Source organism: Pectobacterium atrosepticum (genome assembly GCF_000740965.1).
In the GTDB taxonomy this organism is placed as follows: Bacteria; Pseudomonadota; Gammaproteobacteria; order Enterobacterales; family Enterobacteriaceae; genus Pectobacterium; species Pectobacterium atrosepticum.
Map to the genome: position 1 here is coordinate 3,326,985 of NZ_CP009125.1, position 15,189 is coordinate 3,342,173.

Here is a 15,189-nt window from a genome sequence, read left to right on the forward strand (position 1 = left end):
AGACGCTGCAAGTACGTCCCTTGTAAGCTCGAGCCGCGCCATCCTTGGCGCGGACGCTTTACTCTTCTATTCCATTATCACCGTTTTATTTGAGAGAAACGTCTGAGGCTGATAATCATCATCCCCAAAACCTACTTCAACGCGCCTGACAAAAATTGCTGCAAACGCGCACTTTTCGGGCTACCGAAAAGTTGATCCGGCGGCCCCTCCTCTTCGATCACACCCTGGTGTAGGAAAATAACGTGGCTGGAGACATGGCGGGCAAACTCCATCTCATGCGTTACCACCACCATCGTTTTCCCTTCCTCCGCAAGCTGCTGCATGATGCGCAACACCTCGCCGACCAGTTCGGGATCGAGCGCCGACGTCGGCTCATCAAATAGCAGTACTTCTGGCTCCATCGCTAACGCCCGTGCAATAGATACGCGCTGCTGCTGACCACCGGAAAGATCCGACGGGTACTTCTGTTGGGCAGAATCCGTAATCCCGACCTTGTTCAGATAAAATACCGCCCGCTCACGCGCTTCCGCTTTACTGAGCCCTAATACCTGAATCGGCGCTTCCATCACGTTCTCCAACGCGGTCATGAAGCTCCACAGGTTGAAGTGCTGAAATACCATCGTTAGACGCGTCCGCAGCATCTGAAGCTGCTTTTTATCAAACACCTTCAACTGTCCGTCAGTGTCGCGCACCATGCGGATTTCCTGATCGCTGACGTAAATCGCCCCTTCACAGGGCTTTTCCAGAAAATTAATACAGCGCAGTAAGGTGCTTTTTCCCGAACCAGACGATCCAATAATCGAAATAACGTCACCCGCTTTCGCCTGTAATGAGATCCCTTTGAGCACCTCATGCTGGCCATAACGTTTACGCAGTTCCGTCACCATTAATTTGTTATTCGACATGCTCTTTTTCCTGCGTTTAATGAGATGAACGGGTATAAAGATGACGTAGCCAGTGCCGTTCTGCCTTTCTGAACAGCCCAATTAACACAAACGAGATCGCCAAATAGATGACAGCAGCAATACCGAACGCATAAAACGGCTGGTAGGTTGCTGCGTTTATATCACGGGCAATCTTCAGAATATCCGGTACGGTTACAGTAAAAGCCAGCGCCGTCGAATGCAGCATCAGAATCACTTCATTACTGTAGGCTGGCAGCGCAATACGCAGCGCACTGGGCAAAATAATGCAGCGATACTGCTTAAAACGGGAGAAACCGTATGCTCTGGCAGCTTCAATTTCCCCATGGGGTACAGAACGGATTGCCCCCGCGAAAATCTCTGTGGTGTATGCACAGGTATTGAGCGCCAGCGCTAAAATAGCGCAGTTCAGCCCGCTGCGAAAAAAGGCGTTCAGCAGATCGGTGCCACGAACGATTTCTAAGCTATATACGCCAGAATAGAACACCAGAAGCTGCACATAGAGCGGTGTGCCGCGGAACACGTAGGTAAATAACCAAACCGGCAGACTGAATCGGCGTCGCGGTGACACACGAGCAATCGCCAGCGGCAGCGCCATCAGCCCGCCGATGACCACCGAGGAAATGAGCAGCCAGAGCGTCATCGCCAGCCCTGTCAGACGGTAACCATCGCTCCACAGTAGCGGTTGCCAATATTGTTGCAGGATCTCATTCATAGTTTACTTTCTTGACTCCCTGCGAATAGTGCCTTTCCAGCCACCACAACACGCCGTTAGAAACGGTGGTAAAAATCAAGTACATCGCCCCAGCAACCAGTGCGAAATAAAACGGTTCGTGGGTCCCCTTGCCAGCTAACTGCGTCGCCTTAATCACATCATTCAGGCCAAGCAATGACACCAACGCTGTCGCTTTCAGGATCACCTGCCAGTTATTGCCGATGCCCGGTAGTGCGAAGCGCATCATGGAAGGAAATAGAATACGACGGAACACCTTGATAGGAGAGAAACCGAATGCGACGGCAGCTTCGATTTGTCCACGCGGCACAGCGAGATACGCGCCACGAAAGGTTTCCGTGAAATACGCGCCGTAAATAAAGCCCAGCGTAATAACCCCAGCGGTCAAAGGGTCGATGTCAATCTGCTCCAGACCGATCGACTCCGTCACGCCGTTTAAGACAATTTGCAGGCCATAGAAAATCAGCAGCATCAGCACCAAATCGGGGATGCCGCGAATTAACGTGGTATAGCAGGAGAAGCACCCTGCCAGCAGGCGATTAGAAGACAGCTTCGCCGACGCGCCAATCAGGCCAATAGCCAACGCCAGCAGTAGCGAACTCACCGCCAACTCCAGCGTCATGATGGCACCATCCAGAATCAGCTGGGAATAGCCATAGAGCATCGATTATATCCGTTGAAAATAGCGGTTGATGGCACGGTGCGTTATCAATCAGGAACACGACACGGGAGGAACGTTCCCATGTCGTATTGTCCTGCGGATCCGCTACACAATTTACCGTGATAACGAAATTTTACCGTGATAACGAAAATGAATAGTGGTGACGAAATTAGCCGCCGTAGACGTCAAAATCGAAGTATTTTTTCGCGAAGGTGTCGTAAGTACCGTCTTTACGCATAGCGTCAAAAGCTTTATCCAGCGCAGCTTTCAGCTCGGTATCGGCTTTACGCAGCCCCATCCCCGTACCGACACCGAAGAACTTGTCATCTTTTACTGCCGGACCAGCAAACGCATAGTCTTTGCCCATATCGAGTTTCAGGAAGCCTTCACTTCCTGCTACTTCATCCTGAAATGCCGCATCGATACGACCTGCGCTCAGATCGGCGTAAATCAGATCCTGATTTTGATAAGCGACAACTTCAACACCTTTTGGCTGCCAGTTCGCGTTGGCAAAAGCCTCCTGCGTTGATGCCTGCAGTACGCCGACACGCTTACCACCCAGAGAAGCCAGCGTTGGCTCGATGCTCGCGCCTTTCTTCGCAATCAGGCGTGCATTGGCAGCATACAGCTTCTCGGTGAAGGCGATTTCCTGCTGACGTTTTTCGGTAATGGACAGAGAAGAGATGATGGCATCAATTTTTTTAGCTTTAAGAGAAGGAATTAACGCATCAAAGTCGCTTTCTACAAACGTACAATTAGCCTGAATACGCTTGCACAGCTCTTTCGCCAGATCGATATCAAACCCAACCAGTTCACCGCTGGCATTTTTAGATTCAAAGGGAGCATAGGTGGGATCGGTGCCGATTTTAATATTTTTAGGAATTTCCGCCATGGCGCTGCCTGCAACCAGAATAAGTGCCAACGGCAAAACTTTGATCAGTTTCTTCATATTGCTACCCTTATCATGAGTGATTGATGTCGTGTGTCGTCAATGTCGGAAGACATACCGATTTATTGCTTTAAATATGAACGATATGAGTGCTATTTGTTTTCTACGCCGACTATTCTAGTTTTCATAAGCAGTATTCATGCCACAATGAACGTAAGGTCGTTATAAAGAGTCCATGAGAAAAACACGCAGAAAATAATGATTAACCATTTGATTATAAAATCTTTTTCGAGTTATTTTTTGGCGTATAACAATAAGAATAGATAACATTGGCGCGAATACAAAAACCCAAGCGCACTATTTAAGTGCTTCCGTGCGCAAAATTGGTGCAATGTGATAAAAAGGCACAAAAAAAGGGCAGTACAAGTTTACTGCCCTGGGAGAAAAAAATAGCGCACCTTGGCATCTATCCTGCTATGACGCACCCTGCCAGCGAGTAAAGAGATCTTTCGGCAGGTCGATATCAAACTGATCCAGAATACGATTCACCGTCTGATCGACAATGTCCTGCACACTTTCTGGGCGATGATAAAACGCAGGCACTGGCGGCATGATTATCGCGCCCAGTTCAACGGCAGTGGTCATCAGCCGTAAATGCCCTAAATGCAGCGGCGTTTCACGCACTCCCAACACCAGAGGACGACGTTCCTTCAGCACCACATCGGCTGCCCGAGTCAATAGATTGTCGCTGTAGCTGTGCACAATCCCGGAAAGGGTTTTTATCGAACAGGGCAAAATCACCATCCCCGCCGTTTTAAACGACCCCGAAGAAACGCTGGCAGCGATATTACGCGTGTCATGTACCACATCGGCCAGCACCTGTACGTCACGCAGGCTAAAATCCGTTTCCAGCGCCAGCGTATGCCGGGCAGCTTGGCTCATAATCAGATGGGTTTCGATGCCTTCCAGTGTCTGTAAAACCTGTAGTAGTCGGATACCGTAAATAACACCGCTGGCACCGGAGATCCCTACAATGAGTCGCTTCATTCATACTGCCTCTGGCTGGCCGCGTACGCAGAAACGCGGAAAAATCATCTGCGCAGACTTTGCCGCATTGATTAGCGATAAGCAAGGATAAGCACTGAAACCCTATTTTCTATAGACAAAATGTTTTCTACATACAACCTGTTTTCTATATACAAGAAGGGGGAAGACACTTTCGCGCCCTCCCCCTTCAATAAAGCCTTACGTACGGCTAGCCGTTAACCTTCGTTGTGCAGTTCCAGATCTTCGACTTCATTCTGGCTACGCAACGCTTTGGCATCATCGTTACGCAGTACTTCCAGATAATCCAGATAGCCTTGATCGACGTCTTTTGTCACGTAAATCCCATTGAACACTGAACATTCAAACTGAACAATATCCGGGTTATCTTCACGCGCTGCGTCGATCAGATCGTCGAGATCCTGGAATATCAGCTCATCGGCACCGATAATCTTACAGATCTCATCCACTTCGCGACCGTGGGCAATCAGTTCATTAACGCTCGGCATGTCGATGCCGTACACGTTAGGGAAGCGAATTTCCGGTGCCGCAGAGGCCAGATAAACACGCCTGGCTCCTGCTTCACGCGCCATCTCCACAATCTGCTCCGACGTTGTGCCACGTACGATAGAGTCATCGACCAGCAGTACATTTTTATCACGGAACTCGGCACGGTTCGCGTTCAGCTTGCGACGCACAGATTTCTTACGCGCCTGCTGTCCCGGCATGATAAAGGTGCGACCAACATAGCGGTTTTTCACGAATCCCTGACGATACGGTTTGTTGATAATGCGCGCGATTTCCAACGCGATATCACAAGAGGTTTCAGGAATCGGGATCACGACATCAATATCGAGATCTTCCCACTGACGCGCAATCTTTTCACCCAGCTTCTGACCCATGCGAACGCGTGCGCTATAGACCGAAATTTTATCGATGAAAGAGTCAGGGCGAGCGAAGTAGACATATTCGAACAGGCACGGGTTGCTCTTTGGATTCTCTGCGCACTGGCGAGTAAACAGTTGCCCTTTTTCCGTAATGTAGATCGCTTCTCCCGGCGCAACATCACGTAAGAACTCAAAGCCCAGCGTATCCAGCGCGACACTTTCAGACGCTACCATATATTCGCTGCGACCATCTTCCAGGTCACGTTTACCAATCACCAGAGGACGAATACCGTTAGGATCGCGGAACGCCACCATGCCATGACCGATAATCATGCCAACACAGGCATAGGCACCACGAATTTGCTGGTGCGTCGCGGCAACGGCCGCAAAAATATTATCGGCTTCCAACGGATAATGTTGGAAACGGTCCAGTTCTCTGGCAAAGATATTCAACAGGATTTCAGAATCGGACGTGGTGTTAACGTGACGGCGCTCCTGCTCGAATAGCTTTTTACGCAGTTCGTGGGCGTTCGTCAGGTTACCGTTGTGAGCCATCGTGATGCCGAACGGAGAGTTGACATAAAAAGGCTGTGCTTCCGAGGCGCTGGAACTGCCTGCGGTCGGATAACGTACATGGCCAAGCCCCATGTTTCCCTGTAAGCGCTGCATGTGCCGCGCTTCAAACACATCTTTCACCAGGCCATTGGCCTTACGCAGGCGAAAACAATTAAAGGCATCGATGGTCACAATACCCGCGGCATCCTGCCCACGGTGTTGCAACACCGTTAACGCGTCATAAATCGATTGGTTGACCGGTGTAAAACCGGCGATACCGACAATACCGCACATGGTGTCTTTTCCTCATCAGCGCTACCGCAGCGGCAAATGCTGCGGCAAGAAACTTGACGTGCTTTGCAGGTAGTCAAAAAACCACCTGATAATATAACTGAACTGCGGGATTAACTGGGACTGCTTCCAATCATCACTTTGTGAAAAACCGGTGAACGTATCCAGAAAAAATAGCAGTGCGGAAACAATCAGCACCCCGCGCAGCGCACCAAAACAAATGCCCAGAACGCGATCGGTGCCGGATAATCCGGTACGTTCAACCAGTGAACTAATCACATAGTTGACGATAGCTCCCACAATCAACGTAGCAATAAACAGAATGGCAATCGCAATGCCGTTACGCACCAGCTCATCATCAAAACGGGTGAAGTAGACCGCGAGGTAGGCGTAGTAATGGCTGGCAACAAAAAAAGCACATCCCCAGGTTACTAACGACAGCGCTTCACGAACAAACCCCCGGATCAGGCTAACCAGCGCCGAAAACCCGATGATGCCAATAATGACGTAATCAACCCAAACCATGAACTATCCTAATAATGAACGATGCTACCGATAAGCCGCTACGTCATCCTGTTCGCGGCGCATTCTAACAGAAAAAGAAAACGTTTGCGTAGCGTATTTCCGCCGATTTCATCGATAGATAATCAGCGGAAAAAACCGACAATACGCCATACCTGATTCTATTATCTAATCGGTATCTCAACGAACCGAATGCGCTCGTACCTGCCCACTGAGTCCACTGAGCTGTTGCAGCTCGCCCAACGAAGACTCCAGCTTCTGCTTCGAGGCATCTGGCCCTATATAAATACGGGTGATCTGTCCTGAAACCGGCGTTGACGGCACGGTATACGCTCGATAGCCAGAGAGACGAAGCTTCGCGACAATTTCGTTCACCTTATCCGCATTTTTCAGCGCACCAAGCTGCACAATATAGGCCTGTCCGACAGGTGCTTGCTGCGTCGGCTGCGTTTCAGGCTTCACTTCCGGTTTGGGTTCCGGTTTAGGCTCTGGCTTTGGTTTCACTTCTGGCTTCACCTCAGGTTTTGGCTGAGGCTTCGGCGTCGCTGGCACAGGTGTCTGAACCGGCGGACGCTCAACCACCACTGGCGGTGCCGTCATGGCAGGCGTATTCGTAGCTGAACGGGATGATGGTGGTGTTTGCGTAGGGGTTTCAGGCACTTTATTTTCAGGCGGTTCGGCTTCCGCACTGTTCTGCATCGCCGCTTCCGCCCCTTCCGGTGGCTGACTCGGTAACGACGGGTTCAACGCAGGCAGCGATTCCATCTCATTGCTGTCTCCCGGCTTAGGGATCAGCGGAATCGACGCAAATTCGTCTTCGTAGTGCTTCTTCTTACCATCCAACAGGCCAGGCAAGACGATCACGCCCAGCGCGACCAAAATAACCGTGCCGACCAGGCGGTTCTGAAATTTACTCGCCATTCACCGTCTCCTCATCCAGCGCTTCCATCACATGCGCTACCGTATGAAAAGATCCACACACAATGACAATATCCTGCTCCGTCGCGTCGGACATCGCCTGCTGCCAGGCAGTAACGACATCGGGGAATGATTGACTGCGCGTCAGATGCTCGGCAATCTGCTGCGCTGTTGCGCCACGCGGGCCTTCTAGCTGTGCACAATACCACTCATCAATCAACGGCATTAAATGAGCCAGCGTGCCAGCGATATCTTTATCCGACAGCATGCCGACAACAGCCCGTATTTTTCCTGTTTTCAGCAACCCAGCCAAACGGTTTGCCAGATACGCCGCCGCATGAGGGTTATGTGCAACATCAAGAATCAACCGTGGTGATTCCTGCACTATCTGAAAACGCCCCGGTAATGCCGCGCGCTGTAAGCCTTGTCGAATCGCCTCTTCACTCACATTCAGTGAAGAATAGTGCAGCGCAGCCAATGCCGTAGCAGCGTTCGGCAGCGGAACATTAGGGAGTGGCAAACGCGACAATTCACGCTGCTTATCCTGCCAGCTCCATGTTTCTCGCTGAACTGAAAACTCCCAGTCGCGACCACGGCGGCGCAGCAATGCGCCTTTCTCAGCGGCAACATCAGCAATCGTTCCCGGCATATCTGGCTCACCTACAACGGCAGGTCTACCCTGTCGGAATATACCGGCTTTCTCGCGGCCAATGCTTTCCCGATCGTTACCTAACCAGTCGGTGTGGTCGATCGCAATGCTGGTGACCACAGAGACATCCGCATCCACAATATTGGTGGCATCCAGACGCCCGCCTAATCCTACTTCCAGAATGACGACATCCAGATTCGCTTGCTTGAAGAGTTGCAATGCCGACAGCGTACCGAATTCAAAATAGGTGAGCGATATCGCTCCTCTTCCTGCTTCGATATCCGCAAATGCCTGCGTGTGCTGCGCGTCGGACAATTCGTGGCCCTGAATACGCACCCGCTCGGTATAGCGAACGAGATGGGGAGAACTGTACACACCAACCCGTAATCCGGCGGCCAACAGAATAGACTCCAGCGTACAGCAGGTGGTTCCTTTGCCGTTCGTCCCCGCAACGGTGAAAATCGTGGCGGCAGGCTGTAGCAGTTGAAGATGTTCAGCAACCTGCTTAACGCGCTCCAGGCCTAAATCAATGGCCTGAGCGTGCAGGTGCTCAAGATAATGAAGCCACGTGACCAAAGGTGACGTGGCTTGAGGTATTTGAAGAGTATCCATGAGTCCCGTTCACTAGCTTACGGTTCATTGCGGGCAGAGCGTGTGCCTTGCTATTCGGTCGAGAACGACTTGGTCGAGTGCCACACGCCCAGCCCATCATGTCAATTATGCGTCATCCTGTGATGATTCAGACGGCGCATCGCTGCGGATTTCCACGTCATCATTGCCTGGTTCTGGATGATTCGTCAGTTTGGCAAGAAGAGTGGCTACCTTGTAGCGCATTTCTGGGCGACGTACGATCATATCAATCGCCCCTTTCTCAATCAGGAATTCACTGCGCTGGAAACCCGGCGGCAGTTTCTCACGCACGGTTTGTTCGATAACACGTGGGCCAGCAAAACCAATCAACGCTTTCGGCTCAGCAATGTTCAGGTCGCCCAGCATCGCCAGACTCGCGGAAACACCGCCCATGGTTGGGTCAGTCAGCACAGAGATGTAAGGCAAGCCGCGCTCGCGCATTTTCGCCAATGCAGCACTGGTTTTCGCCATTTGCATCAGCGACATCAGCGCTTCCTGCATACGTGCACCGCCACTGGCGGAGAAGCACACCAGTGGGCAACCATCTTCCAATGCCTGCTCAACGGCACGCACAAAACGCGCACCCACGACGGAAGCCATTGAACCGCCCATGAAAGCGAACTCAAATGACGCGACCACAATCGGCATGCCGTAAAGCGTGCCTTTCATGACGACCATCGCGTCTTTTTCATCGGACTGCTTCTGCGCAGAAACCAGACGATCTTTATATTTTTTGGAATCCCGGAATTTCAGGACATCCTTCGGCTCCAGTTCACTTCCCAGCTCGACAGTGTTTTCTTTATCCAGAAAAGCCTGTAGACGGGCCCGTGCAGACAGGCGCATATGGTGATCGCACTTTGGGCAGACCCCCAAATTACGTTCCAACTCAGCACGATAAAGAACCTGACCGCAGCTATCACATTTTGTCCAGACCCCTTCAGGGATATTCGCTTTACGGGTCGGTGTGATATTGCTTTTGTTAAGAATTCGTTCAATCCAGCTCATTGATAACCTTTCTGCTTGAACCTGGCAAATGCCAGTCCGCTGTTCATGTTATTCCCTGACAACATTGCCAATGAAAAAATGCCTGAGACGCACCACAATCGCGGTACAAAGGCATCGGCATCAAGGATGTTCCCAAGAACAGACCATAAATGCTGCCCATTAAACCATAACGCTCCGGGACTGTGGATAAAAAACTGGTCAAACCGGATGTTAAAATACGTCACTTATTTCACATTGCCGCGCGTGGCTGCTCTACGGTGACGGGCAATTTCAATAATACCCGGCAGGATAGAGAGAAAAATAATCGCGACAATCAGTAATTTCAGATTTTCCTGCACCACCGGCAAATCGCCAAACAGGTAGCCCGCATAGGTGAACGACAGCACCCACAGCAGCGCACCAATGACATTATAGGCTGCAAAATGCCGATAGCTCATGTGCCCCATCCCAGCAACAAACGGTGCAAATGTTCTCACAATCGGGACAAAGCGCGCCAGAATTATCGTCTTGCCACCGTGACGTGCGTAAAACGCATGCGTTTTATCCAGATAGCTGCGGCGGAAAATCTTTGAGTTCGGGTTGCTAAACAGCCTCTCACCGAACAATCGCCCAATTGTGTAGTTCACTGCATCGCCCGTAACCGCGGCAATAATCATCAGGAACACCATCGTATGCACATTCAGGTCGTTCGACGGCAACGCCGCCAGCGTCCCTGCGACAAACAGCAGCGAATCTCCCGGTAAAAACGGCGTCACCACCAGTCCAGTCTCACAGAACAAAATCAGGAACAAAATGGCATAAACCCAGACGCCATATTGCGCCACCAGTTCCGCCAGATGAACGTCAATGTGCAGAATAAAATCAATAATAAACTGTATAAATTCCATCACAACGTCTTCTCTCCAAAATGTATAGCGATCGCACGCGGTCGATATACGCAAGGCAGCCGCACTATCCGGGTTTCCTTGCGTATAGCATGCTAAATAGCATCATCCTTAATACGCGTTACACACTACTTTTGGCCCACAGCCATCCGGCAGCATGTAACACACAAAAGGAGTACGCGTTACAGCAAAAAACGTCAATCTGCTAAAAAGAGCGGCCCCATCGTGAGCTGTGGCAAAGCAAAACGCGCAGGGTAATCAACCGCCACTAAATACAGCCCTTCGGCTCGGGCCGTTGCACCTGCCAACGTACGATCTTTGGCCGCCAACAATTCCGCAATCCACGACTCGGGACGATTGCCACACCCAACTTCCATTAGGCTACCAACAATGTTGCGCACCATATGGTGAACGAACGCATTGGCCTTAATATCTACCACGATATAGTTACCGTGACGTGTAACCTTTAAATGATTTACATTGCGCCACGGCGTGCGCGACTGGCACTGCACCGCACGAAAAGAGGTGAAATCATTTTCCCCCAGCAAACACTGTCCGCCGCGTTCCATCCGTTCAACATCCAGCGGGTGATAAAAGTGCGTCATGCCATGCGAGAGCACAGCGGGGCGATAGCGGTGATTATAGATAATATAACGGTAGCGACGTGCCGTTGCGCTGAAGCGCGCATGGAAATCCTCATCCACAGCTTTCACCCAGCGTACCGCGATATCTGGCGGTAAATTCGCATTTACGCCCATCGTCCAGGCGGCATCCTTTCTGATCGCCTGCGTGGTGAAGTGCACAACCTGCCCGGTGCCATGAACTCCAGCATCGGTTCGTCCGGCGCACAACACTTCTATAGGTTCATCCGCGACTTTGCTCAGCGCCTTTTCAAGACAGGCCTGCACGCTAGCGACATCAATCTGACGCTGCCAGCCATAATACTGGCTGCCGTCGTACTCAATGCCTAGTGCAATTTTCAGCGGGGCGCGTTCGTTCTCCGCAACGGCGGCGGCTTGAATAGCCGCCGCCTGAGTGGTTTCCGACATTACCCAAGATACTCCTGCACCAGACATTCTGCCGTTTCTATCGCCATCAGCGCGCCGCCAAAGCGCGCGTTATCGGCAACCGACCAGAATTGCAGCAACTCAGGAATACCATAATCATTACGCAGACAGCCGACGCTCAGTTGCCCATTGCCGGAAGCATCACCCACCTGCGTCGGATAATCCTGCTCCTCACTCACCTGAATATTTCCGGCATTGAGCAGTTCATCACGCGCTTCTTCCGCAGACAGCGGACGCAGCGATTCAAGATGAACAATCTGTGCGTGACCATAAAACACAGGGGATTGAATGCAGGTCACTGAAACGGGTAATCCTTCATCCTGCAAGACTTTACGCACCTGATCTACCAGGCTACGCTCTTCACGCACGCTGCCCACATCATCGGGCAGTAAAGGCAACAGATTGAACGCCAGCTGTTTCGGGAAAAGCCCTTCTTCAGGCGGAATGCCATTCAGCAGACGGGCACTTTGCCCAGCCAGATCGTCTATCGCCGCTTTGCCGTGTGCGGAAACTGACAGCATATTGACAACATGTAGGCGCGAAAGCCCTGCCGCATCAGTCAACGGTTTAATCGCCGTCAGAAGTTGGCTGGTCAGGCTGTCTGCCACCGCGACAATATTACGGTTACGATAATCCGCCAGCGTATGCGTATTCACGCCGGGCACGACCAGCGGCACATCAGGCTCCAGTGCAAATAGGCCGCTGCTGTCGATGACCAGGCAACCTGCATCTCCCGCGGCTTCTGCGTAGCGAGCGCTAGCATCCTGACCGGCAACAAAAAACGCCAGTTGCGCCTGTGACCAGTCAAAATCAGCCGCATCGGTGACCAGACAGGATTTGCCGTTAAAACGTATGGTTTCACCCGCGCTACGTTCGCTGGCCAGTGGATACAGTTCACCCACTGGGAATTCGCGTTCCTGCAATAATTCCAGTAACGCCGAGCCTACTGCGCCCGTGGCGCCCAGCAGAGCAATATTCCAGCCGTCAGACATTTGGTTCTCTCCCAAATTTTGAATGAAACACAAATCATGAATGTAACCGACAGACGATAGCGACACCCTCTGTCAGTTCATGGATAAAAAAGAGTCATGCTCGCGCGGAACGCCGTTAGCGTGCGCCCCGCACTGACGCGGTGAATCCCAGCGCGTTCAGACAATCTGCGCTCTCAACATCGGCGCAGATGACATGGAGTGACGACCATTCGCGTCGTTCCTGATAATGTTTGCGTAGGCGATCAAACTCGCCTTCCTGATGCGCAACATGACGCAACAGCGCATCGTCTCGGCGCACATCATACACCAGATGCACGAGACGTTTTAGCAGCGCCTCATCCACCGGTGCGGTTAATGTCACTTCGGCATAGTCCGGCTCAGGTAACAGCGACGAAAGCGCAATCTGCTGCGGTGTTCCGATAAACTCGCTCCAGGCTTCAAAAACCTGTGTGGTGCCGCGTGCTTTTCCTTCCAGCGTATAACCGGCGATATGCGCAGTGCCGATGTCCACCCGCGCCAGCAGATCGGTCGATAATCCAGGTTCAGGTTCCCACACATCAAGAATCACACTGAGTTTTTTGCCCTGTTGCAGCGCTTCAAGCAAGGCAGCATTATCCACCACTGGGCCACGGCAGGCGTTAATCAGAATACGTCCGTCCGCAAACGCGTTCAGTACGGTGGCATCAACCAAATGATGCGTTCGGTACGGCCCGTCGAGATACAGCGGCGTATGCAATGTCAAAATGTCAGCATCACGCACCAGCGTTTCCAGCGACAGGAAGTCGCCCGCATCGCCGCGATCGGCACGCGGCGGATCGCACAACAGCGTTTTTACGCCCCAGGCTTTCAGTCGTGCATCAAGGCGTCTGCCAACATTCCCCACGCCGACAATGCCGACAGTTTTATCACGCAGTTGGAAGCCATCACGTTCGGCCAGCATCAGTAAAGAAGAAAACACATACTCCACCACCGCAATAGCATTGCAGCCGGGCGCAGCAGAAAACGCGATGCCGTTGGCGTTAAGCCAAGTGTCATCGACATGGTCGGTGCCAGCCGTCGCGCTGCCGACAAATTTTACCGACGAGCCAAACAGCAGATTAGCGTTCACTTTTGTAACCGATCGCACCATTAGTGCATCAGCGCCTGCCAGCAGTTCGCGCGGCAAAGGGCGTCCCGGTACCGCCTGAACCTCACCCAAACGGCTGAAAAGCTCGCGAGCATACGGCATATTTTCATCAACCAGAATCTTCATTGTTTTCTCCGGTACCTGTAGCCAGCCAAAAAAAGCAGGGAGATATTTTGCCACCGAATGGTGTAGAAACCCAAGGCAATTACGATGCGATATCTTTCCTCCATCGGTTCATATCGATACTACACCGCTATCGATCCCACGATAGGTGGCAATTTACCGCGGCAGATCCATATCTAGACTGCGTTAAGAGGCGGCCCTACAAGGTTGATAGTCATCACATGGCTCTGTTATGTTGTTTGCCATTGCCGCACTTGCCCCATTTTTATCTACCAGACTGGCAACCGGTGCATTTTCCGTCTGGTTCGCTATGAGAAACCCACGTTGAACGCCCTATTTCCCATCATCGCCGTCCTGATTTGGTCAGTTAATGTCATTGTCAACAAGCTCTCCGCTACCGTCATCGACCCAGCCGCCATTTCATTTTACCGCTGGTTACTGGCGTTTATCGTCATGACGCCGTTCATGCTGCCAGGCCTTCGCCACCATGCTGCGGCCATTCGCCAACATGCATGGAAGCTGCTGGTGCTGGGTCTGCTCGGCATGGTGTTGTATCAAAGTCTGGCCTACTACGCCGCACACACGATCAGCGCCGTGATGATGGGGATCATGGGGTCGCTCGTGCCGTTACTCACCGTCTTGCTCAGCATTCCTCTGCTGCGCGTAGCGCCCACGCTGGGCGTGTTGCTCGGTAGTCTGCTGTCGCTGGCAGGGATTGTCTGGCTGATCAGCGGCGGGCACCCCGAACAGATTCTGGCACAGGGCATCGGCCCCGGTGAATTCATGATGTTTTGTGCCGCGTTGTCCTATGCAATATATGGTGTGCTGACCAAACGCTGGAGCATCCCGCTGCCTAACTGGGTATCGCTCTACGTGCAAATTGCCTTTGGCGTGATAGTACTGATTCCAAATTTCTTGCTGACGGACAATGTGCAGCTCAACGGCGAAAACCTGCCGCTGGTGGTTTTCGCTGGCATCATGGCCTCAATCATTGCACCTTTTTTGTGGATTCAGGGAGTGATGCGTCTGGGGGCCAGCAAGGCCGCCATCTTTATGAACCTGACGCCGATCTTTACGGCGATGATTGCGATTGGCCTTTTGCACGAGCCTTTGCACCATTATCATCTGGTTGGCGGTGGCATCACGTTACTCGGCGTTATCCTCGCCCAACGTTTGCGTATCCCGCTAGGGCGTGCCTCATGAGATTCGTGTCGTTTTAGGCGACGCATGACTATCGGCCGTCACGGGAGATTGCTATGATTCATCTCAATCATGACGGCAGTGAGGATA

15 protein-coding genes are annotated in these 15,189 nt (G+C 51.9%); 1 reads left to right on the forward strand and 14 read right to left on the reverse strand.

Annotated elements, in window-relative coordinates; all coding sequences use genetic code 11:
• Positions 1–131 precede the first annotated feature (131 nt).
• The 14 genes from hisP to pdxB form a co-directional block, all read right to left on the reverse strand.
• Positions 132–905: a histidine ABC transporter ATP-binding protein HisP gene (gene hisP, locus GZ59_RS14705; protein WP_015840979.1), complete on the reverse strand. Its 774-nt coding sequence runs from the start codon at positions 903–905 to the stop codon at positions 132–134.
• A 16-nt stretch (positions 906–921) separates the two neighbouring features.
• Complete coding sequence (locus GZ59_RS14710) at positions 922–1,638, reverse strand: ABC transporter permease (protein ID WP_039292809.1); 717 nt, start codon at positions 1,636–1,638, stop codon at positions 922–924.
• Positions 1,631–2,320 (reverse strand): histidine ABC transporter permease HisQ, encoded by a 690-nt coding sequence (locus GZ59_RS14715; RefSeq protein WP_011094574.1) that lies wholly within the window; start codon positions 2,318–2,320, stop codon positions 1,631–1,633. The genes GZ59_RS14710 and GZ59_RS14715 overlap by 8 nt, the downstream gene beginning before the upstream one ends.
• A 166-nt stretch (positions 2,321–2,486) precedes the next feature.
• Positions 2,487–3,266 (reverse strand): lysine/arginine/ornithine ABC transporter substrate-binding protein, encoded by a 780-nt coding sequence (locus GZ59_RS14720; RefSeq protein ID WP_039292812.1) that lies wholly within the window; start codon positions 3,264–3,266, stop codon positions 2,487–2,489.
• Positions 3,267–3,680: 414 nt separating this feature from the next.
• Positions 3,681–4,253, reverse strand: a complete 573-nt coding sequence (locus tag GZ59_RS14725) for a UbiX family flavin prenyltransferase (protein WP_011094576.1) — start codon at positions 4,251–4,253, stop codon at positions 3,681–3,683.
• A gap of 215 nt (positions 4,254–4,468) precedes the next feature.
• The gene (purF, locus tag GZ59_RS14730; RefSeq protein ID WP_011094577.1) at positions 4,469–5,986 is read right to left on the reverse strand and encodes an amidophosphoribosyltransferase; all 1,518 of its coding nucleotides are present in this window, start codon (positions 5,984–5,986) and stop codon (positions 4,469–4,471) included.
• 21 nt (positions 5,987–6,007) lie between these two features.
• Positions 6,008–6,508, reverse strand: a complete 501-nt coding sequence (gene cvpA / locus GZ59_RS14735) for a colicin V production protein (RefSeq protein ID WP_010298532.1) — start codon at positions 6,506–6,508, stop codon at positions 6,008–6,010.
• Between the two features lie 177 nt (positions 6,509–6,685).
• Positions 6,686–7,426 (reverse strand): cell division protein DedD, encoded by a 741-nt coding sequence (gene dedD / locus GZ59_RS14740; protein ID WP_039292817.1) that lies wholly within the window; start codon positions 7,424–7,426, stop codon positions 6,686–6,688.
• Positions 7,416–8,684 carry a bifunctional tetrahydrofolate synthase/dihydrofolate synthase gene (gene folC, locus GZ59_RS14745; RefSeq protein ID WP_039292820.1) on the reverse strand — a complete coding sequence of 423 codons (1,269 nt, stop codon included), beginning with the start codon at positions 8,682–8,684 and terminating at the stop codon, positions 7,416–7,418. Before folC ends, dedD begins: the two co-directional genes overlap by 11 nt.
• Before the next feature lie 105 nt (positions 8,685–8,789).
• Entirely contained in the window at positions 8,790–9,707 is a 918-nt protein-coding gene (accD, locus tag GZ59_RS14750; RefSeq protein ID WP_011094580.1) for an acetyl-CoA carboxylase, carboxyltransferase subunit beta, read from the reverse strand.
• 224 nt (positions 9,708–9,931) lie between these two features.
• Positions 9,932–10,594 carry a DedA family protein gene (locus GZ59_RS14760; protein ID WP_039292826.1) on the reverse strand — a complete coding sequence of 221 codons (663 nt, stop codon included), beginning with the start codon at positions 10,592–10,594 and terminating at the stop codon, positions 9,932–9,934.
• A gap of 194 nt (positions 10,595–10,788) precedes the next feature.
• Positions 10,789–11,640, reverse strand: a complete 852-nt coding sequence (gene truA, locus GZ59_RS14765; protein ID WP_181023437.1) for a tRNA pseudouridine(38-40) synthase TruA — start codon at positions 11,638–11,640, stop codon at positions 10,789–10,791.
• Entirely contained in the window at positions 11,640–12,650 is a 1,011-nt protein-coding gene (locus GZ59_RS14770; protein WP_039292829.1) for an aspartate-semialdehyde dehydrogenase, read from the reverse strand. The genes truA and GZ59_RS14770 overlap by 1 nt, the downstream gene beginning before the upstream one ends.
• A 115-nt stretch (positions 12,651–12,765) precedes the next feature.
• Positions 12,766–13,902 (reverse strand): 4-phosphoerythronate dehydrogenase PdxB, encoded by a 1,137-nt coding sequence (gene pdxB, locus GZ59_RS14775; protein WP_039292831.1) that lies wholly within the window; start codon positions 13,900–13,902, stop codon positions 12,766–12,768.
• Between the two features lie 321 nt (positions 13,903–14,223).
• Between pdxB and GZ59_RS14780 the strand changes: the two genes are divergently transcribed.
• On the forward strand, positions 14,224–15,102 hold the full coding sequence (locus tag GZ59_RS14780) for a DMT family transporter (protein ID WP_039292834.1): 879 nt from the start codon (positions 14,224–14,226) through the stop codon (positions 15,100–15,102).
• The last annotated feature ends 87 nt before the right edge of the window (positions 15,103–15,189 follow it).